The 21,345-nt window shown below is 62.4% G+C and carries 12 protein-coding genes and 2 pseudogenes; 5 read left to right on the top strand and 9 right to left on the bottom strand.

Annotated features, from left to right (window positions below):
• Positions 1 to 832: transporter substrate-binding domain-containing protein (locus IQK56_RS26580; protein WP_193901882.1), on the bottom strand; the 832-nt coding region annotated here is incomplete at its 3' end.
• 286 nt (positions 833 to 1,118) lie between these two features.
• Here IQK56_RS26580 and purL point away from each other — a divergent pair.
• On the top strand, positions 1,119 to 5,015 hold the full coding sequence (purL, locus tag IQK56_RS26575) for a phosphoribosylformylglycinamidine synthase (protein WP_150676554.1): 3,897 nt from the start codon (positions 1,119 to 1,121) through the stop codon (positions 5,013 to 5,015).
• A gap of 4 nt (positions 5,016 to 5,019) precedes the next feature.
• Positions 5,020 to 5,331, top strand: coding sequence for a YqfO family protein (locus tag IQK56_RS26570; RefSeq protein ID WP_122308820.1), 312 nt, complete (start codon positions 5,020 to 5,022; stop codon positions 5,329 to 5,331).
• A gap of 66 nt (positions 5,332 to 5,397) precedes the next feature.
• On the opposite strand, the gene IQK56_RS26565 is transcribed toward IQK56_RS26570, so the two are convergent.
• From IQK56_RS26565 to IQK56_RS26530, 8 genes and pseudogenes are all read right to left on the bottom strand, one after another.
• Positions 5,398 to 11,154 (bottom strand): membrane-targeted effector domain-containing toxin, encoded by a 5,757-nt coding sequence (locus tag IQK56_RS26565; RefSeq protein WP_193901881.1) that lies wholly within the window; start codon positions 11,152 to 11,154, stop codon positions 5,398 to 5,400.
• Positions 11,155 to 11,235: 81 nt separating this feature from the next.
• Positions 11,236 to 12,921, bottom strand: coding sequence for an N-acetylglucosamine-specific PTS transporter subunit IIBC (gene nagE / locus IQK56_RS26560; protein ID WP_193862988.1), 1,686 nt, complete (start codon positions 12,919 to 12,921; stop codon positions 11,236 to 11,238).
• Between the two features lie 26 nt (positions 12,922 to 12,947).
• Positions 12,948 to 15,457 (bottom strand): annotated as a pseudogene (ptsP, locus tag IQK56_RS26555) (phosphoenolpyruvate--protein phosphotransferase).
• A gap of 36 nt (positions 15,458 to 15,493) precedes the next feature.
• The gene (locus tag IQK56_RS26550; RefSeq protein WP_425274565.1) at positions 15,494 to 16,504 is read right to left on the bottom strand and encodes an SIS domain-containing protein; all 1,011 of its coding nucleotides are present in this window, start codon (positions 16,502 to 16,504) and stop codon (positions 15,494 to 15,496) included.
• Positions 16,497 to 17,602 (bottom strand): annotated as a pseudogene (nagA, locus tag IQK56_RS26545) (N-acetylglucosamine-6-phosphate deacetylase). Before nagA ends, IQK56_RS26550 begins: the two are co-directional and overlap by 8 nt.
• A gap of 10 nt (positions 17,603 to 17,612) precedes the next feature.
• Complete coding sequence (locus IQK56_RS26540; protein WP_193862982.1) at positions 17,613 to 18,371, bottom strand: GntR family transcriptional regulator; 759 nt, start codon at positions 18,369 to 18,371, stop codon at positions 17,613 to 17,615.
• A 261-nt stretch (positions 18,372 to 18,632) separates the two neighbouring features.
• A complete protein-coding gene (locus tag IQK56_RS26535) occupies positions 18,633 to 19,136 on the bottom strand; it encodes a L,D-transpeptidase family protein (protein WP_193862981.1) in 504 nt (167 codons plus the stop codon).
• Positions 19,137 to 19,164: 28 nt separating this feature from the next.
• Complete coding sequence (locus IQK56_RS26530) at positions 19,165 to 19,713, bottom strand: NUDIX hydrolase (RefSeq protein WP_193862979.1); 549 nt, start codon at positions 19,711 to 19,713, stop codon at positions 19,165 to 19,167.
• Positions 19,714 to 19,859: 146 nt separating this feature from the next.
• On the opposite strand from IQK56_RS26530, the gene IQK56_RS26525 reads away from it, so the two are divergent.
• The 3 genes from IQK56_RS26525 to IQK56_RS26515 are packed head-to-tail and all read left to right on the top strand — an operon-like array spanning position 19,860 to position 21,234.
• The gene (locus IQK56_RS26525) at positions 19,860 to 20,462 is read left to right on the top strand and encodes a CoA pyrophosphatase (protein ID WP_033898592.1); all 603 of its coding nucleotides are present in this window, start codon (positions 19,860 to 19,862) and stop codon (positions 20,460 to 20,462) included.
• Positions 20,463 to 20,497: 35 nt separating this feature from the next.
• Positions 20,498 to 21,022, top strand: a complete 525-nt coding sequence (locus IQK56_RS26520; protein ID WP_193862977.1) for a gamma carbonic anhydrase family protein — start codon at positions 20,498 to 20,500, stop codon at positions 21,020 to 21,022.
• Positions 21,019 to 21,234 carry a DUF1289 domain-containing protein gene (locus IQK56_RS26515; protein ID WP_122310179.1) on the top strand — a complete coding sequence of 72 codons (216 nt, stop codon included), beginning with the start codon at positions 21,019 to 21,021 and terminating at the stop codon, positions 21,232 to 21,234. The genes IQK56_RS26520 and IQK56_RS26515 overlap by 4 nt, the downstream gene beginning before the upstream one ends.
• Positions 21,235 to 21,345: the final 111 nt, after the last annotated feature.

Here is a 21,345-nt window from a genome sequence, read left to right as displayed (position 1 = left end):
AAGTATAGGCGCCGACATAGCCGAGTACGTCGACGTGCCCGTAATAGCGGTCTTTGAGGCGTTGCAGGGTGCCGTTCTTTTCCACCTTGTCCAGGTAGCTGTTGATCTCGTTGAGCAGGCTGTTGTCTTCGCCTGCGGCCACGGCCCAACTCTGGTTGCTGGCATTGCCCAGGTCGAAGGCCACACGCACGTTGGGGAAGTACACCTGGTTCATCGCCACTTCGTTGGAGTCCACCAGGGTCAGGTCGATTTGCCCCTCGTCCACCATGCGCAGCAGATCAACTACCTCAACGGCGTCGGACTCTTCGTATTCAATTGCAGGATTCTGCTTTTTAAGCGTCGCCAATTGTTCGGCGTGGGTGCTGCCCTTGAGCACCATGATCTTCTTGCCCACCAGGTCCGCCGCGTTGGTCGGGCGTGACTGGCCGTTGCGGTAGATGACCTGCGGGGTGACTTCAAGATAGGAATGGGAGAACCGCACCTGTTGCTGGCGCTGCTCGCTGCTGACCAGCCCGGCGGCGGCAAGCACCGGGCCATTGGCTTTGCCCAGTTGGCCGAACAGGTCGTCGAGGTTGTCGGCGGTCTCGATTTCCAGCTTTACGCCCAGGTCGTCGGCGAAGCGCTTGACCAGTTCGTATTCGAAACCGGTTTCACCGTTGCGGTCCTGGAAATACGTAGCCGGGCTGTTCCGGGTAATCACCCGCAATACGCCATCCTCCTTGATTCGCTCTAGCGTGCTGGGTTTATCAACACAGGCGCTGAGCATCAGGAAGAGTCCGGTGGCGATGAGCCATTTGGCGCATCGCGGGCGCAAAGCAGTTGGGGAGAACATCTGCGCAGTATACGCAAACGGCCCACGGCGCCATATCTCGACAGCGCGGGACTTGTCTGCTAGCGCCGCCAAAACTGTGCTGCAGCCCACAGAAACGTGGCCTGGCGGGTAATTGTGACGGTTAAAATAACTGCGCCGAATGCCTTGGATAATGCCCCGATAGCGTGCAAACCGTGCCAACTGACGTTCGGCAGCAGCCAGCGATGCCGTTTCGGGTGCCGTTGGCGATGGTTTACGCTAGAATGCACGGCCTCAAAGCACACCCCTTCCCGAGGCTGTCCCGAAGATGTTGATCCTGCGCGGCGCTCCTGCCCTTTCTGCCTTTCGCCACAGCAAACTCCTTGAACAACTGAGCCAGAAGGTTCCAGCGGTTACAGGCCTGTATGCTGAATTTGCTCACTTCGCCGACGTTACCGGCGTATTGACCGCCGACGAACAGCAAGTGCTGGCACGCCTTCTGAAGTACGGCCCAAGCGTTCCCGTTCAAGAGCCGACTGGCCGCTTGTTCCTGGTTCTGCCGCGGTTCGGCACCATCTCGCCCTGGTCGAGCAAGGCCAGCGACATCGCTCGCAACTGTGGCCTGGAAAAAATCCAGCGCCTGGAGCGCGGTATCGCCTTCTACGTCGCTGGCCAGTTCAGCGATGCCGATGCCGAGCTGATCGCCAGCAGCCTGCACGACCGCATGACCCAGATCATCGTCAGCCAGCTCGAACAGGCCGCCGGTCTGTTCAGCCACGCCGAGCCCAAGCCGCTGACCGCGATTGACGTGCTCGGCGGCGGCCGCGCCGCCCTGGAGAAGGCCAACACCGAGCTGGGCCTGGCCCTTGCCGAAGACGAGATCGACTATCTGGTCAACGCCTTCAACGGTTTGCAGCGCAACCCCCACGACATCGAACTGATGATGTTCGCCCAGGCCAACTCCGAACACTGCCGTCACAAGATCTTCAACGCCAGTTGGGACATCGACGGCCAGAGCCAGGAAAAAAGCCTGTTCGGCATGATCAAGAACACCTACGTGATGCACAGCGAAGGCGTTCTGTCGGCTTACAAGGACAACGCCTCGGTCATCGTCGGCTCCGTCGCCGGCCGCTTCTTCCCGGACCCCGAGACCCGCCAGTACGGCGCGGTGCAGGAACCGGTGCACATCCTGATGAAGGTTGAAACCCACAACCACCCGACCGCGATTGCCCCGTTCCCTGGCGCAGCCACCGGTTCCGGCGGCGAGATCCGTGACGAAGGTGCGACCGGCCGTGGCGCCAAGCCCAAGGCGGGCCTTACCGGTTTCACCGTGTCCAACCTGCAGATCCCGGGCTTCGAACAGCCGTGGGAAGTGCCGTACGGCAAGCCTGAGCGCATCGTCACCGCCCTCGACATCATGATCGAAGGCCCACTGGGCGGCGCCGCGTTCAACAACGAGTTCGGGCGCCCGGCACTGACCGGTTACTTCCGTACCTTCGAACAGTCCATCACCACGCCTCACGGTGATGAAGTGCGCGGCTACCACAAGCCAATCATGTTGGCCGGCGGCATGGGCAACATCCGTGAAGAACACGTCAAGAAGGGCGAGATCCTGGTCGGCTCCAAGCTGATCGTGCTCGGCGGCCCGGCGATGTTGATCGGCCTGGGCGGCGGCGCGGCTTCCTCCATGGCCACCGGCACCAGCTCGGCGGACCTGGACTTTGCTTCCGTACAGCGTGAAAACCCGGAGATGGAGCGTCGCTGCCAGGAAGTCATCGACCGTTGCTGGCAGTTGGGTGACAAGAACCCGATCAGCTTTATCCACGACGTCGGTGCTGGTGGTTTGTCCAACGCCTTCCCGGAACTGGTCAACGACGGCGACCGTGGTGGCCGTTTCGAACTGCGCAACATTCCAAACGACGAGCCGGGCATGGCCCCGCACGAAATCTGGAGCAACGAATCCCAAGAGCGTTACGTGCTGGCCGTCGGCCCTGAAGACTTTGCGCGCTTCCAGGCCATCTGCGAACGCGAGCGTTGCCCGTTTGCCGTGGTCGGCGAAGCCACTGCCGAGCCGCAGTTGACGGTTACAGACAGCCACTTCGGCAACAGTCCGGTGGACATGCCGCTCGAAGTGCTGCTGGGCAAAGCCCCGCGCATGCACCGTTCGGCGGTCCGTGAAGCCGAGCTGGGCGATGATTTCGACCCAAGCGCCCTGGAACTGGCCGACAGCATCGAGCGCGTGCTGCACCACCCGGCCGTGGCGAGCAAAAGCTTCCTGATCACTATCGGCGACCGCAGCATCACCGGCCTGGTTGCCCGTGACCAGATGGTCGGCCCATGGCAAGTGCCGGTGGCCGACGTTGCCGTCACCGCCACCAGCTTTGACGTCTACACCGGTGAAGCCATGGCCATGGGCGAGCGTACGCCGCTGGCTCTGCTGGACGCCCCGGCGTCGGGCCGCATGGCCATTGGTGAAACCCTCACCAACATCGCCGCATCGCGCATCGGCAAGCTGTCCGACATCAAGCTGTCGGCCAACTGGATGTCCGCTGCCGGCCATCCGGGCGAAGACGCGCGTCTGTACGACACCGTAAAAGCCGTCGGCATGGAGCTGTGCCCGGAGCTGGGGATCACCATTCCGGTGGGCAAGGACTCGATGTCCATGGCCACCCGTTGGAACGAAGACGGTACCGACAAGAGCGTGACTTCGCCGCTGTCGTTGATCGTTACCGGTTTCGCGCCGGTCACCGACATCCGTCAGACCCTGACCCCGCAACTGCGCATGGACAAGGGCACCACCGATCTGATCCTGATCGACCTGGGCCGTGGCCAGAACCGCATGGGTGCCTCGATCCTCGCGCAAACCCACGGCAAGCTCGGCAAGCACGCACCGGACGTGGATGACGCAGAAGACCTCAAGGCTTTCTTCGCCGTGATCCAGGGCCTCAACGCCGACGGTCACCTGCTGGCTTACCACGACCGTTCCGATGGTGGTTTGCTGACCAGCGTTGTGGAAATGGCCTTCGCCGGTCACTGCGGACTGAACATCGTGCTCGACAGCGTTGCCGAGGATGCTGCCGAGATCAACGGCATCCTGTTCAACGAAGAATTGGGCGCCGTGATCCAGGTTCGCCAGGACGCTACCCCGGACGTCCTCGCACAATTCAGCGCCGCTGGCCTGGACGACTGCGTCGCCGTGATCGGCCAGCCGATCAACAATGGCGAGATCAACATCTCGTTCAATGGCGATACCGTGTTTGCCGGCCAGCGCCGCCTGCTGCAACGCCAGTGGGCCGAGACCAGCTACCAGATCCAACGCCTGCGTGACAACGCCGACTGCGCCGAGCAGGAATTCGACGTGATCCTGGAAGAAGACAATCCGGGCCTGAGCACCAAGCTCAGCTTCGACGTCAACCAGGACATCGCCGCGCCGTACATCAAGAAAGGTATTCGCCCACAAGTTGCCGTACTGCGTGAGCAGGGCGTCAACGGCCAGGTGGAAATGGCGGCTGCGTTCGACCGCGCCGGCTTCAATGCGATCGACGTGCACATGAGCGACATCCTCGCCGGTCGCGTCGACCTCAACGAGTTCAAAGGCCTCGTCGCCTGCGGCGGTTTCTCCTACGGCGACGTGCTGGGTGCCGGTGAAGGCTGGGCCAAGTCGGCGCTGTTCAACAGCCGTGCCCGCGACGCGTTCCAAGGCTTCTTCGAGCGCAACGACAGCTTCACCCTGGGTGTGTGCAACGGTTGCCAGATGATGTCCAACCTCAGCGAACTGATTCCGGGCAGCGAGTTCTGGCCGCACTTTGTGCGTAACCGTTCCGAGCAGTTCGAAGCCCGTGTTGCCATGGTGCAGGTGCAGGAATCCAACTCGATCTTCCTGCAAGGCATGGCCGGTTCGCGCATGCCGATCGCCATCGCCCACGGCGAAGGCCATGCCGAGTTCAGCAGCGAAGAGGCCTTGCTTGAAGCCGACCTGTCCGGTTGCGTGGCCATGCGCTTCGTCGACAACCACGGCAAAGTCACCGAGAGCTACCCGGCCAACCCGAACGGCTCGCCGCGCGGGATCACCGGCCTCACCAGCCGCGACGGTCGCGTGACCATCATGATGCCGCACCCGGAGCGTGTGTTCCGCGCTGTGCAGAACTCGTGGCGTCCGGAAGAGTGGAACGAGGACGGCGCCTGGCTGCGCATGTTCCGCAACGCTCGTGTGTGGGTGAACTAAGACGGTGTACAAGCTCGCCTTCTTTGTGCCCGACAGCCATGTAGAGACGGTGAAAACCGCCGTCTTCGCAGCTGGCGGCGGGCGCATCGGCGACTACGACCACTGCGCCTGGCAAGTGCTGGGCCAAGGCCAATTTCGCGCGTTGGACGGCAGCCAGCCGTTTATCGGGCAAGTGGGCCAGGTTGAAGTCGTTGACGAGTGGAAGGTTGAGCTGGTGGTGGCGGATGCGTTGATTGTGGCCGTTGTGGCTGCGTTGAAGTTAAGCCATCCGTATGAAACACCCGCTTATGAAGTGTGGCAGTTGGCGGACTTTTGATTCGTTGGCTGCATAAACAAAAAACCCGCTGGGCCAGTTTGGTCAGCGGGTTTTTTGTTGCCTGGATTACGGCGCCGGTGTCAGTTTCACCTCGGCGCGAATCGCATCAATCAAAGTGGTCTGGTGGACAAAACGCTGCTGTGCCATGCCCCAGCGATCAATGAAAAACATCCCCTTATCGTCTACCTGGATCGGGGTCGAGACGATTTCCCCGGTTCTGGATTTATGCAGCAGGTTGGTTTCTGCCGAGGACGGGCGCTCGATCAGAAAGTGCCCGGATTCCTTCAGCCGTGCCCTGTCCAGAGGGACGAACGCGGCAGGTTGATACCGGCCGGCCACGCCGACTTCCAACGTAAAGTCACTGCGCAATGCCGTCCAACGGGTTTCCAGCAGCGTCTCCCAGCGGCCTGGGCGGATGTTGCTCGACAGGTTGGGCGCGGTGTCACGGATATGCAGGCTGACCGCACCTTGCAACTCAGCCAGGCCGGGCACTTGCCGGTGAATATTGGTGTGAGCACTGCCGATGAACGCCACCCATTTATGTGGGCCATTTACAGCCTGATCAGCCTTGATTACCTGTGAGGCAAAATAGCTGAACATCTGGTTACGGGCATCGTCACCCGCACCTTTTACGTTGTAACTGGCGCTGCAGTCGAGTGCACGTACCCGAATGCCGTATTTATTGGCGGCATGGATTACCTGCGAGTAGGTGTTGGGCCCGCTGTAGAGCGGCATGTGTCCGGCGTCCTGAGCCTTTAGATAGTCTTTCAGATTGTGCGGCATCTTTGCTGTACGAAAGAACGTGTCCAACTCTGCCTGGTGCAGATCGGTGAGCAGGTGTTCAACGTAGAGGGTTTTGACCTTCAACGCCTTGAGCTTTTTCATGTGCTTTATCAGGAATGCCTTGCTCGCCTGCGCTGCGTGGGCCTCGCCGATGATCAGTCCATGCAGCCTGCTCTTGCCGAAGGCTTCGAGGAACGGCTCGGGCAAGGTGTGCGCGCCCATCAGCGAAAGGTCCGGCCGGGCGACTGGCTCATGGCTGGCCAAGTACTCGATTGCATCTTTGTTCAGGCGTGTGCGGGTGTCTTTAAAGGCAAGCCACGCTTCGAGATGATCTGGGCCGGGTGCGTAGCGAGTGTCCAGCCCATGATGCTGGATAGACTGTGTATGGATGCTGTCGCGCAGGTTCGGCGCAATGTCGTAGTCGCTGTAATGCCCTACCGAGGGTGCTGGCGCCGTGGTCGACGGGCCTGGCAACTCGACTGCCTTGTAGGGCGTTTGCAGCGCCAGCGTATAGTCGCCTTTAGCCGCCGCATCTGCGGGGATAGCACCGGGGCTGTCCGGTCGCAGCCCAACGGGCTGACCGGGACCGACATCTTCCACACGCACAGCAACCGCCTTGTGCAGGTCGGCAAGTCCAGGCTTCTGCTTGAAGGTCGTCATGCGCGATGGGTCCACCAGGGCGATCCAGCGTTCGTCCGGCAAGTTTTCGATGTCCGTTTCCAGCACCTTGTGCGAATAGAAGTTTCTGACGGCGGCGTCTCGTGGGGTGGTGGACGGGGTATCCCCAAGGCTCATGGCATCGTCCAGTTGGTAGGACGTCGAGGCGTCCAGGGCATGGACTTTCAACCCTTTCTTCCGGGCTTCGCGTATCAGGCTGAAGTAAGAGAACTCTGCGTTTTTGGCAAACCCCATGGCCTTGTCGATGGCTTTCAAATGCTCTTCGATATTCTTCCAGGACTTTGCGCTATTGAGCTTCGCCAGTTTCGTGCGAAAAACATCACCGGGCAGGTATTCCACATACAGACGCTTGAAGCCCTTTTGGATCAATGCGTCCATGTTTTCGATCAATAGCTGTTTGCTGGCGATGGAGCCCGGCACCGCACCTATGACCAGGTTTGGGCGGGCGCTGAACGCTTCGTTGTCGGTCAATGCCGCCAGAGACGTCTGCGTCTCGACAGCAGGCACCTGCGCACGAGGCGCATCGGCAGGGCGTGCGCTGAAGAAGGCTTCTGCGTCCTTGGTCAGATGGTTGACCTGCTGTTGGTAAACCGCGTGGGTCGATTGCAGGTCCTGGGCCACCGCTATGCGCACGAGTTCTGGATTGTCGGGAAAAAAATCCCCCTGAGCCCTGAGTCGGGCTTTCATCTCAGGGTCAAAGACGAGCCTCAGGTTTTCCTGGTACTTGTCAGGCATTTCATAGTTTTTCAGGTTGTCAGGAGAATCTGCGACTTTTTCATACTTCGGCGCGCCCCCCGTCACGCCGGTGCGTTTCCAGACGCCTTGGGCATCGGGCGCGGCGAGACGGGTGGTCGAGACCAGCTTGCCGGTGGCCGGGTCCAGGCGATACAGCAAGTAGCGTCCAATTGGATCGGGGCTTTTGGGCGCCCATAGCAGTTCACCATCAAACAATGCCGACTGCATGCCCGTCGGGGCGAGAGGCTTGGGTTCAAGGGGGCTGATCAATTTCATCGGTGGGGTATGGGCCAGGCGCCTGGGGGCCTGGCTCAGTCGTTTCACTGAACTCAAGGCCGGCCGCGCTGCCGCATGGCCCAGGCGTTTCAGTGAGCCCAGCGCCGGTCGCAGGTCGGTGAACACCGCACCGGCACTGTTGAACAAGTAACCCATGAAATGTTCCAGCGCCCTGGCGTTATCACCTTGATGGTAAGCGTGCAGCGCCAACATGCCATCCTTGAACGCCAGCAGCAGGCCAGCGCTCAGGCTCAGCACCGGAAAGGGCGCGGTGGCGACGGCGGTCACCCATTCCACACAGGTCCACAAAATGCTGCTGATCATTTGCGTGCGGCTGACTGTGGTGGCGGCGACGTCATCGATGATGCGCTGCAGCTTCATGTTGTACAGGTCTTTGGGCAGGTCAGGCAGCGGCGCCTGTGCGTAAGTCGAGTCATACCGGGGCGGGCTGACACTGGTCTTGTCCAACTGCTCGGGTAACTGCGCCTTGGCCGTTTCCAGAAAGGCCTGGACCCTGACCTTGGATTGGCTGGCAACGCGTGAGGTGAGGTACTGGATCATCCCCGGGAGCTTTTTCAGCAGGTAGTTGAACAGCTTGGCCTCGCGCCAACTGATGCCGTCCGGTGCGTTGGGGGTGTAGAGCAACGTGGGGTTGTTGCCATGGCTGAACAGGTAGGTGCCGATTACCCAGTCGCCATCGATCATCAAGCGGTGAATGGCGTCGTCGCGACGGGTTTGGGCCGCTGTACTGCCCATGTTGGCGATGCTGTGCTGCAGCCATTGCCAATCGACACGGGCAATGTGGCCCTGCAATTGACACTCAAGGGCGGTGTTCTGCATGTGCGTTTGGGTGATGATCAGCGTGGCACTGCGCCGCAGGTGATAGTCGGGGCTGTCAGCGTCCAGCAGCCTTGATTTGATCTCGTTGGTGTAACGCTCACCGATCCAGACCCCGGTGACCGAACGCGCGACTTTTTCCGCCGTCAACAGGCTGAGGTCCACCTTTTCCGGCCCCTTGAAGCGTGCGGAGCGCGAGAACTTTTCGTCGAGGAAACCAATGCCATCGGCGTACCCATCCCGGTAGAGCTGGGTGTAGGAAATAGGGGCCGGCGTGGAGGTGCCGATCAATGAGGGCGGCGAGTAGGCCAGCACGGTGTCCGGATCGACTTCGTTGCGAGGGTGGCCAAGCAGCGCGTTGAGGCTTTTCTTGGCCTGCTCATGCAGGTAATCGGTGAAGCGTGGGACGTTCGCCTCGGACAATGGAAAATCGTTGTAGGTACGTAATCCACCTTCGGCATCCTCTGCCAGTTTCGTCAGCTTGCGGCGAGTGCCGACAGGTGCCGAACGGTACCAGCCCGGTGTGCTGAACTCATAGTCATCGACGCGGGTGGCCAGTACATGGTTCGCCATGTCCTTGAGGCAATCGGCATGGCTGCAGCTTGGGCCGAAGGTGACCTCCTGGTGTTCGAGGGCCTGGGGTTTGAAGCTCAAACTGTTGAGTACCTGCTTCATCTTGTTGCGAAAGCGCAGCGCAACACGGTTGATCAGGTAGTCGGTCAAGGTGCCCGGCGGCGATTTGATACCGTTGTCCAGGGTCCAACTGAGGATGTGGCTCTGGCAGGCAGCCTCACTGTTGAAGGCTTGGAACTGTTTCTCACGCGGGGCTTCGGGGGTGCACAGCAACACGCGGGTGACCACGTTATCCGGATTGCGCTGGCGCAGTACCCACAGGTCCTGCAACTGGGCCTCATGCAGGGACAGGGTCGAGGCGCTCAGGTGGGTGCCGGTGCCTTGGCGCAGGCTTTGGATCAGGTCGAAGTCATTCTCAGTGAGATGACCTTGCAACAGCGCCGTATAGGCCAGCGTATTGATGCGCTGATCGAGCATTGCCGCGATGGCCTGGCTCACCTGCGACTTGGCATGCAACTGTTTTTGCGCCTCGGCAAAGTCGATACGCGGTTGCAGCGTATCCAGTTGTTGCAGCAGCCAGGCGGGGGTCAGGTCGCTGTACTGCGGCGCCAACCGCGCACCGTGGTAGCTGAGCGTGGTTTTTTTCAGAAAATCGGAGTCAGCGAGTTCATCGCCGGTATGCAGGCCTCGCAAGGCCAGTTCGACCAGGTTTCGGTCATGCTCATATTCGCCGATAGGGTTGAGCACGCGGCGGGTATTGACCTCTATCCGTGCCGGGTCGAGATCGTTGATTTCCAGATCGTCGCTCAAGCGCTCCAGCCATTGATAACGGGCCAGGGCGTGAGGCGTGGTAACCGGCCCCAGCAGATCCAGCAGGTGTTTGCGCGCCTCGTTATAGCGGCGCAGGTTGTCGGCCAGCATTGCGCGTCGCGCCTCGTTGGCGCTGCGGTACCAGTCCGGTGCGCTATGGCGCAGCCATCTGCCCAGGAGCAGTTGAGCGCGCCATTCAAGGCGGGCAGTGAGGTCGGGCAGGGCACTGGCGAGTGCCCGGTCCAGGGCGTCAATCAACGGGCCCGCCTCGTTTGCGGGGTTGTCGACCAGGCTCAAGGCGCGCTCGACATCTGCGCTACGTTTGGCGATCAGGGCAGTGTGGGTGTGCTCGAACAGGGGCGCGTCGTCGATGGGCGCCAACGCCAGCGGCCAGATCGCTTCAGGTGGCAGGGCGTGATATCGCACTGGAAGCAAGCTCAGGAAATCATCCCGCTCGCCGGGCTGATCCAGGCTCAGTCGCAGTCGGGTGTTCAGCTCGGTGAGGGAATCGAAGGTTTCGATGCCCCGTGAGGGGGTGAACAGCATGACCCGGCCAACCGTCGCGGTCGAGGAGAGGTCGGCTACCACGGGGCTGGACTTTTCTGTAAGGACAAAGGCCCCGGCCAGTTCGACGGTGGTGTCCTGGTATTCCATGGTCAGTGCATATTGGCCGGGGCGTAAAGTCGGGCCCAGTGCTACGCGATCGAGCATTGCCCGTTCTTGAGGATGCAGCAGGCGATCCGACTCCCCCAATGCGGCCTCGTTGGTCAGGGCGGTGTAGCCCGCGTCATAGGCCATGAAGGTTTTTTGCCCGCGGCCATTGATCTGTTCACGCGCATCCAGCGCCAGTAGCTGCGTGTTCAGCGTGGACCTGAGGGTAGCCAGCAGTGTTTGCCCGGCCGGGCTGGTCAGCGGGCTCTTGGCCAGGGCCGAATAGAGTATCCGGCCTTTGCGCAGGAACTGATTGCGGTGTTCCTCAAGTACAAGGTTCAACTGCTCCAGGTAGGCCAGTTCGGTCGAAGCTTTCTGCTCCGGCAGCAGCGGCGCCTCGATGTGGAGCAAATGGTGGCCGATCAGGTTGAGCGAACCTTTGATCTCGTCAAAGGACAAGGAGGGAGGGGACGTGCTCACAAGTGGTAGCTCCATGCTGAAGGTAAGAACGCTCAGCATGGAGAGGGCCGCCCCGGTCAGGGCGGTAGATAGGTAGCGCCGTCAGGCGCCCGCACGTGCGGGGTTGCGATTGGCCAGGGCGTTGAGCGCGTCACTCAAACCCTGCGCCTGCGCACCGACCAGCAGGTGCCACACACCGTCTTCCAGCTGACTGACACCCTGGCAGCCAAGGACCGTCAACTGTGGCTGCGACAGCGCGTGGTCATCTGCCAATTGCAGGCGGATACGGGTCATGGCGACGCAATCGAGTTGCAGCACATTGTCCCGGCCACCCAGTGCATCCAGCCATTGCTGGGCGTGGGGCGTGTCGATGGCGGGGGCCTGAGGCGCGGCGTTGGCGGACAGGGGCATCGCCAACCGGATCTCATCGGCAATGCTATCCGCCATCGGCCCCACCACCACCTGCAGGCTGCCACCGTTGCCGGGGCGCACCACCGCCATCGCGCCTAGGGCTTTCAACTCGGCATCCACCGCTTTGCTGCGGTCGACCATGTCCAGGCGCAGACGCGTGGTGCAGGCGCCGACGCTGAGCAAGTTGTCGGCACCGCCCAGGGCGCGGATATAGGCCCCGGCGCGCTGGTTATCGGTCATGGCTTCAGCCTGGCTGACCGGGATGTCCTCACGCCCTGGCGTCTTCAGGTTGAATTTACGGATGCAGAAATCAAACACGCTGTAGTACACCACCGCGTAGGCCAGGCCCACCGGGATCACCAGCCAGCCGTTGGTGGATTTGCCCCAGCCGAGGACCATGTCGATAAAGCCGCCGGAGAAGGTAAACCCCAAGTGAATATTCAGCAGGTTGGTGACCGCCATCGACAGGCCGGTGAGCAACGCATGCAGCAGGTACAGGAACGGCGCGAGGAACATGAAGGCAAATTCAATCGGCTCGGTGACCCCGGTCAAAAATGAGGTCAGTGCCATGGACAGGAAGATCCCGCCCATCACCTTGCGCCGTTCCGGCAGGGCATTGCGGTACATCGCCAGGCACGCGGCGGGCAGGCCGAACAGCATCACCGGGAACATACCGGTCATGAATTGGCCGCCTTTGGGATCGCCGGCAAAATAGCGGGTCAGGTCGCCCGTCACCACCGCGCCGGTGACCGGATCGGTGAACGTGCCGAACACAAACCAGGCCATGTTGTTGAGGATGTGGTGCAGGCCGGTCACGATCAGCAGGCGGTTGAACACGCCAAACACGAACGCGCCGAGGCTGCCGCTTTCCATCAGCAGCACGCCGAAGCCGTTGATGCCGTGCTGGATCGGCGGCCAGATCAGGCCAAAGATCACCCCCAGCCCCACCGCCGAGAACCCGGTGACAATCGGCACAAAGCGTCGCCCGCCGAAAAACGCCAGGTACTCCGGCAGCTTGATGTCCTTGAAGCGGTTATACAGCGCACCGGCCATCAAGCCGCTGGCGATACCGGCGAGCATGCCCATGTTGATGCTGGTATCCATCACCTTGAGCGTGGAGACCATCACCAGATAACCAATGGCCCCGGCCAGCCCGGCCGTCCCATTGTTATCGCGGGCAAACCCCACGGCGATGCCGATGGCGAAGATCAGCGCCAGGTTGGCGAAGATCGCCTGCCCGGCATCGTGCATCACCGCGATGTTGAGCAAGTCGGTATCGCCCAAACGCAGCAACAGCCCGGCAATCGGCAGGATGGCGATGGGCAGCATCAGCGCACGGCCCAGGCGTTGCAGGCCTTCAATGAACAGTTGATACATGGCGGGTCTCCTTTTTCTTGTTGTTGTCAGCTCAGCGGCCAGTGGTGTTGACAGGCTTGGCGCACGGCCTTGGCGCTGCTCAGGTCGAGCAGGCCGAGGCTCAGTTGCCGGCATTGCGCCGCGTCCAGGTGGCGGACGCGGTCCTTGATTTCCGCGATCTGCGGCGGGCTCACTGACAGCTCGCTGACCCCCAGGCCGACCAGCACGGGCGTGGCCAGCGGGTCGGAGGCGAGCGCGCCGCAGACGCCGACCCAGCGCCCATGTTTGGCTGCACCGGTGCAGGTCTGGGCGATCAGCCGCAGCAGCGCCGGGTGCAGCGCGTCGACCCGTGCGGCGAGGCCGGCGTGATCGCGGTCCATGGCCAGGGTGTACTGGGAGAGATCATTGGTGCCGATGGACAGAAAGTCCGCGTGTTCGGCCAACTGCTCGGCCATCAGCGCAGCGGCCGGTACTTCGATCATTACCCCCAGTTCGGGGCGTTGGTTCAGTTCCAGCTCTGCGCAAAGTTCATCCAGGCGCTGGCGGATCTGCAGCAGTTCGTCGACTTCACTGACCATCGGCAACAGGATGCGGCAGCGCTTCAGCGGGGACACTTGCAGCAGGGCACGCAGTTGCTGATCAAGCAGCTCAGGACGCACCTGAGCCATGCGAATGCCGCGCAGGCCCAACACCGGGTTGGCCTCGGCGGGCAGCGGCAGGTAGTCGAGTTGTTTGTCGCCGCCCACATCGATGGTGCGGATGATCACCGACTTGTCGCCCATGGCATCCAGCACGGCTTGATAGGCCTGGCGTTGCTCCTGTTCATCCGGCGCGGTGCGGCGGTCGACGAAGAGGAATTCGGTGCGCAGCAGGCCGACGCCATCGGCGCCGTTTTCAAAGGCCACGCGCGCCTCGCTGCTGGAGGCGACATTGGCAGCCACTTCGATGCTGACGTCGTCGCGGGTGCGTGCCGGTTGCTGGGCCTGGGCCTGTTGCTGCTGGCGGCGCAGTTTTTGTGCGTCGCGAATCTGGTGCACCTGGGCGTGACGGGCTTCGCTGGGCGCCAGTTCCAGGCGACCGTTGGCGGCATCCAGCACCACGCGCTGGCCTTGCGGCACATCAAGGACTTCGCTGCCCAGTGCGACCACGCAGGGCAGGCCTTTGCCCCGCGCCAGGATCGCCACATGGGAGGTCGCGCCGCCTTCGGCCATGCACAGGCCGACCGCCTGCTGCGCGCTCAGTTGCAGCAAGTCCGAGGGCGTCAGTTCATGGGCGCTGACAATTGCGCCGCCGGTAACTCGACGTGCCAGCCCTCGCCCAACAAGGCGCGCAACACCCGTTGTTGCAGGTCGCGCAGGTCGTTGGCGCGCTCGGCGAACAGCGGCTTGCCCAATGCCAGCAGCACCGCGCACTGGGCCTGGATCGCATCGCGCCAGGCATGGGTGGCGGCGCTGCCTTGCTCGATGGCCGCGGTGGCGGCGTCCAATAGGGTCGGGTCTTCCAGCAGCGCCAGGTGGGCGGCGAAGATGTCTTCTTCCTCGACGTTTTTACCCTGGCGGGCGTGCGCCAGGGTGCTGCGGATTTCACCGCGCACCCGCTCCAGCGCTGTATCCAGCTGTTGCAGTTGTTCGTCAGCCGAATGCTGGCCTGTGTCTGCCGGCAGCTCGATACCGCTCAGGCGGAACAGCGGCCCACAGACCAGGCCGGGCGCCGCGCAGACGCCTTGCAGCACATCGGCTTCGGTATTGGCCCGGCGTGGCGCAAGGGCGGCAGGGGCGTGAGGTTGTGCTTTGATCGGCGCGGACAGCGCGGCAACCAAGGCCTGCAACGCCGCCTCGCAGTCCTTGCCACGGCAGGTGACGCGCACCTCGTCGCCTTCGCCGATGCCCAGCCCCATCAAGCCAATCAGGCTGTCGCAGGCGGCCGACTTATCACCGTAGTGCAGGCGCGCCTGGCTGCTGAAACCCTGGGCCGTCTTGCGGATCAGCGCGGCGGGCCGAGCATGCAAGCCGCCTCGATGGGTGATGTGTACGCTGGCGCTGGCCTCTTCGATAGCGTTATCCACAGCCGTCCGGGCCGGTGCTGTCGACCGTGCGATGACCTGCATCAGCGGCTCGCCAAGTGTGACGGTTTGCAACGCCATGGGCTGCAGTTCGAAGTGCTCGCCATTGGTCAGGATAATCAGGCTGATCAGGCTCTTGCACTGGCGCGCAATGCGGTCCAGGTCGAACCGCACCAGCGCCTGGCCCTGGCTCACCCGTGCGCCTTGTTTGACCAGCAACGCAAAGCCTTCGCCTTTCAGCTCGACGGTATCGATGCCCACGTGCATCAGCAGCTCGGCGCCGTTATCGGCGCGGATCGTCAGTGCATGGCCGGTGCGTGCGACGTGGATGATCTCGCCATCACAGGGGGCGTGCAGGCAATCGTTCAGCGGGTCGATGGCCAGGCCGTCGCCCATGGCGCCACTGGCGAACACTTCGTCGGGGACGTTGCCCAGGGTCAGCACCGGCCCACTGAGGGGGGCGCCGAGGGTCACTGCATTATTGTTGTTGGACATGGGCACGGTACTCATCAGGAAAACACAGCAATCGACTCAGTGAGTGCGGGTGACTTTGCTCAGGTGGCGCGGCTGGTCCGGGTCCATGCCGCGGGCGACCGCCAGACCGGCGGCCATCACGTAGAAACTCATGATCGCCAGCACCGGGTCCAGGCTCGGGTGTTCGGCGCGGCTCAGGGTCAGGTCGCGTTCGGCGATATCGTCGGGCGCGGCCAGCAGCACGCGGGCGCCGCGCTGGCGCATGTCGGCGGCCAGGCTCAGCAGCCCGGCCTGCTCGGCACCCCGTGGCGCGAATATCAGCAACGGGTAGTTCGCGTCGATCAAGGCCATCGGCCCGTGGCGTACCTCGGCGCTGCTGAAGGCTTCGGCCTGGATCGCCGAGGTTTCCTTGAGCTTGAGCGCCGCTTCCTGGGCGATGGCAAAACCGGCGCCACGGCCGATCACCATCAGGCGCTGGCTGTCGCGCAGGGCGGTGATGGCGTTGCTCCAATCCTGCCTTGCCGCTTCACGCAGGCCATCGGGCAAGGCCTGGCAGGCTTGCAGCAGATCGGCTTCCTGGTTCCAGTGTCCGACCAGCAACGCGCTGGCGCTGAGGGTGGCGATAAAACTCTTGGTCGCCGCCACGCTGAGTTCCGGCCCGGCGCACAGGGGCACGTGGAATTCACACGCGGCTTCCAGGGGCGAGTCTTCGGCGTTGACCAACGAGATGCTCAAGGCCCCGCGCTTGCGCAGCAGACGCAGGCTATTGACCAGGTCCGGGCTTTGGCCGGACTGCGAGAAACCGAACGCCACCTGGCCGCTGACCTTCAGCGGCGCCTGCAGCAAGGTCACCACCGACATCGGCAACGACGCCACCGGAATCCCCACATGCTGCATGGCCAAATAGGCAAAGTAGCTGGCGGCGTGGTCCGAGCTGCCGCGGGCGATGGTCATCGCCACTTGCGGCGGCTGGCGGCGCAGGCGACCGGCGATTTCTTCCACCGTCGGGTTCAGGCGTTGCAGTTGCGCCGCGACGGCGTCAGCGGAGGCCAAGGCCTCTTCAAGCATTTTTGAAGACAATGGTTTCTCCTTCGACCATGACGTCGGTGAGGTGCAGGGAGCGGTCCAGGCGCACGCAGTCGGCAAAGCTGCCGGGTTGCAGGCGGCCGCGTTCTTCCAGGCCCAGGTAATCCGCAGGAAATTGCGACAGGCGTTGTGAGGCTTCGCTGATCGGCAGGCCGATCTTCACCAGGTTGCGCAGCGCCTGGTCCATGGTCAGCGTGCTGCCGGCCAGGGTGCCGTCGGCCAGGCGCACGCCGCCCAGGCATTTGGTCACGGTGTGGCTGCCCAGCTTGTATTCGCCATCGGGCATGCCGGCGGCGGCGGTGGAATCGGTGACGCAGTACAGGCACGGGATCGAGCGCAGTGCCACGCGCATGGCGCCGGGGTGCACATGCAACAAGTCCGGGATCAGTTCGGCGTACTTGGCGTGGGCCAGCGCGGCGCGACGATGCCCGGCTCGCGGTGATGCAGCGGGCTCATGGCGTTGTACAAATGGGTAAAGCTGGTGGCGCCAGCGGCGAGGGCGGCGACGCCTTCCTCATAGCTGCCCAGGGTGTGGCCGATCTGCATGCGCACGCCGCGTTCGCTGAGGGCGCGGATCAACACATTGTGGCCGGCGATTTCCGGCGCGATGGTGATCACACGGATTGGCGCCAGACGCAGGTAGGCTTCCACTTCCGCCATCAACGCGGTGTGGGCGAAGTTGGGTTGGGCGCCGAGTTTGCCGGGGTTGATGTAAGGGCCTTCCAGGTGCACGCCGAGTACGCGGGCGCTGCCGGTAGGGCGTTGCTCGCAGAAGGCGCCGAGCTGGCCGAGCACGCCGCAGATTTCATCCACCGGCGCGGTCATGGTGGTGGCCAGCAGCGAGGTGGTGCCAAAGCGCACGTGGGTGCGGGTGATGGTCTCGAAGGCGTCGATGCCTTCCATGATGTCCTTGCCGCCACCGCCGTGCACATGCAGGTCGATAAAGCCTGGCAGCAGGTAGGGCAAATCGTTGTCGGCCGGGTCGCAGGGCGTGCCTTCAATGGCGCTCACCTTGCCGTGTTCATGCACCAGGCGGCCGCGGATCCAGCCGTGGGGCGTGAGGATATTGTCTTCGGACATGGGCAGTTCTCTAAGGCCGCAACTCGGCGGCAAAGTCATATCGACGCAGCTCTGCGACAAAGTCGTAGTAGTCGTTGCGGCAGTAGGTGTCGGTGATTTCAATCGGCGTGTTGTCGGCGGTGTAGCCCACGCGGGTCATCAGCAGCATGGCGGTGCCGGGGGCGATGCCCACCAGGGCGGCGAACTCTTCCGAGGCGTTGACCGCCTGGATATGCTGCAGGGCACGCACGATGGGCTTGCCGATACTTTCCAGGTACTCGTACAGCGAGCTGCCGATGGCTTGCGGTTGTGGCAGCACCGAGGCGGGCATGGTGGTCATCTCAATGGCCATCACGGTGTCGTCGGCTTTACGCAAACGCTTGAGGCGCGCCACTTTGTCGGTGGGCGACAGCGCCAGGCGGATCAGTTCTTCGTGGGTCGGCGGGGTGATGTCGCGTTCCAGCCATTGTGAGCTGGGCACAAAGCCTTTGAGGCGCAACATCTCGCTGAAGCCCGACAGGCGCGACAGCGGCTGTTCCAGGCGTGGGGTGATAAATGTGCCGGAGCCCTGGCTGCGGCGGATCAGGCCTTGGGCAAACAACACTTCCAGCGCCTTGCGGGCGGTCACCCGCGAGATGCTCAACTGCTCGCTGAGGACGCGTTCCGACGGCAGTGCCTGTTCGGATTTCCACTCGCCGGCATGAATGGCTGCTTCGAGCTTGCGGGCCAATTGCAGGTACAGCGGCGTGGATTGCTTGTCGTCTGGGCGTAAGGCCAGGATGGGATTCATCTGTCAGGTTTCCGATGCGTTATTGGAGTGTTGTCGCCCGGTATTGGCCGGAAATTAATACCACTTAAATACCATGTCAATGCTGCCAAAACGGTGCAGACGCGGCTTTCTTGGCCCTATAACAGGGCTTGGTCTTAAGTGGTATTAGAGAGGTCTTTATGGCGCGCAGAACGGCGCAGCCCGCGCAGTGAACTGGTATTCACCGGGAGGCGTTGTGGGAGGCGGGGATTTTTTTTGAATTATTTTACGAGCGGTCGCGGATTACGGCCGGATCTCGATCAGTGTGCCGTCTTTGACCAGGGTCCAGACTTCACGCATGTCGACGTTGCGCATGCCGATGCAGCCGTCGGTCCAGTCCAGGGTGTGGAACCACTGTTCCGGGTAGTCTTCGGTGTCGGGGGTGCCGTGGATCATGATCATGCTGCCGGGCTTCACCCCTTCGCGGCGTGCGCGGGCGGCGTCGCTGATATTGGGGTAGGAGATGTGCATGGCCAGGTTGAAGCGCTCGCTGGTCTTGCGCCAGTCGATCCAGTACAGGCCTTCCGGAGTGCGGCGGTCGCCCTCGATCAGCTTGTGGCCCTTGGGGTTTTTACCCAGGGAAATGCGGTAGGTCTTGAGGGGTTTGCCATCGTTGATCAGTTGCAACTGATGGGCGGACTTGAGCACCAGGACTTTTTCGACGGTTTTGCCGCCCAGGGTCTCCACGGTGGAAGCCGGCGACAGCGTGGCGAACGACAGGCAGAGCAGAGCAAGCAACCAACGCATTGAAACGATTTCCCTTGATGCCGGATTATTATTGGGCGGGCTTGCCCATCGGCGGCACAGCCTCGCTGCGCACCGGGTAGGACTGTTCGCGGCGGTCAGCGAAAAAGCATTCTAAGGTACGTGCCACCGTGCGGAAAGCCAGCTCGGACCAAGGGATGTCGGCTTCGTCGAACAGCTGCACTTCAAGGCTTTCGGGGCCTGCGGCGTAGTCCAGGTCGACCAGCTCGGCGCGGTAGAAGATATGCACCTGGTTGATGTGCGGCACGTCGATCAGGGTGTAGATCGCCAGGTCGCGCACGCGGGCGCAGGCTTCTTCCAGGGTTTCGCGGGTGGCGGCCTGTTCGACGGTCTCGCCGTTTTCCATAAAGCCTGCGGGCAAGGTCCAGTAACCCAGGCGCGGCTCGATGGCGCGGCGGCACAACAGCACCTTGTCGCCCCACACCGGTACGGTCCCGGCGACGATATTGGGGTTCTGGTAGTGAATGGTCGAGCAGTGATCACACACAAAACGCAGGCGCCCGTCGCCTTCGGGAATGCGTTGGGTCACCGGTTTGCCGCACTGGCTGCAGAATTTCATGCTGGGCTTCCTGGAAAGTGCGCCTATCTTGGCGTGGCGGGCAGGGGCCTGCAAGTTGTCGTTTAGCGACACCCGCAGGGTTTTGGGGTTGGGCGCCCGCCCGCTTTGGTGCATGATGCTGGGTAGCCAACAGACCGAGATGACTCATGCTGGACGAGCTACTTCGCCGGGTAAGCAATCACACCCCCCACACGCTGGAAACCGACGGGCGTTTCCCCGAGGCCGCGGTGCTGGTGCCGATTACCCGCAGTGACGAACCTGAGCTGATCCTGACCCTGCGCGCCAGCGGCCTGTCGACCCACGGTGGCGAAGTGGCGTTTCCCGGGGGTCGCCGCGACCCCGAAGACCCGGACCTGATTTTCACCGCCCTGCGTGAGGCCGAAGAAGAAATCGGCCTGCCGCCCGGCCTGGTCGAAGTGATTGGCCCGTTGAGCCCCCTGATTTCCCTGCACGGTATTCGCGTCACGCCTTATGTCGGTGTGATCCCCGATTACGTCGAGTACCTGGCCAACGATGCCGAAATCGCCGCCGTGTTCAGCGTGCCCCTGGATTTTTTCCGACAGGATCCGCGTGAACATACCCACAGAATCGATTACCAGGGCCGCAGTTGGTACGTGCCCAGCTATCGGTTTGGCGAGTACAAGATCTGGGGGCTGACGGCGATCATGATCGTCGAGCTGATCAACCTGCTCTATGACGATGCCCAGATCAGCCTGCACCAGCCCCCTAAAAGCTTCATCAATATCTAAGCCATCGTTTGAATGGCGAGCCGTGAGGACACACCATGAAATACCGCCTGGGCGACGCCCGCGTCGAGACGCACCCCAACAGCTGGGTGGCACCCAATGCCACGCTCGTGGGCAAGGTCAAGCTGGAGGAGGGCGCCAACGTCTGGTTCAACGCGGTATTGCGTGGCGACAACGAACTGATCCTGATCGGCAGGAACAGCAACGTGCAGGATGGCAGCGTGATGCACACCGACATGGGCTTCCCGCTGACCTTGGGCACCGGCGTGACCATCGGCCATAACGCCATGCTGCACGGCTGCACCGTCGACGATTACAGCCTGATCGGCATCAATGCGGTGATCCTCAACGGCGCGAAAATCGGCAAGCACTGCATCATCGGCGCCAACTCGCTGATCGGCGAAGGCAAGGAAATTCCCGACGGTTCATTGGTGATGGGCTCGCCGGGCAAAGTGGTGCGTGAGCTGACGGACGCACAGAAGCGCATGCTCGAAGCCAGCGCCGCGCACTATGTGCATAACTCGCAGCGGTATGCCCGCGACCTGGCCGAGCAGCCAGAATGAACCCGACCGAACGCCCCGTCGCCTCGCCGTGCGTGAGCATTTGCGCGCTGGACGATGACGATATTTGCACCGGCTGCCAGCGCACCGTGGATGAGATTACGCGCTGGAGCCGCATGGACAACGCCGAGCGGCGGGTGGTGTTGGGGTTGTGTCATGAGCGGGCGGTGGCGGGTGGGTTGGTGTTTATGGTTTCTGGTAAATCCGGCGCCTGATAGATCGCCCTCGGGGGCAAGCCCCCTCCCACACTTAACCGCGTTTAATCTGTAGGAATGCGGTCAAAATGTGGGAGGGGGCTTGCCCCCGATGAGGCCCTCCCAGACGAC

Origin of the sequence: Pseudomonas cyclaminis (assembly GCF_015163715.1) — a bacterium.
GTDB lineage: Bacteria > Pseudomonadota > Gammaproteobacteria > Pseudomonadales > Pseudomonadaceae > Aquipseudomonas > Aquipseudomonas cyclaminis.
Note: the sequence above shows the minus strand (reverse complement) of the source record. Positions and strands in the feature narration are given on the sequence as shown.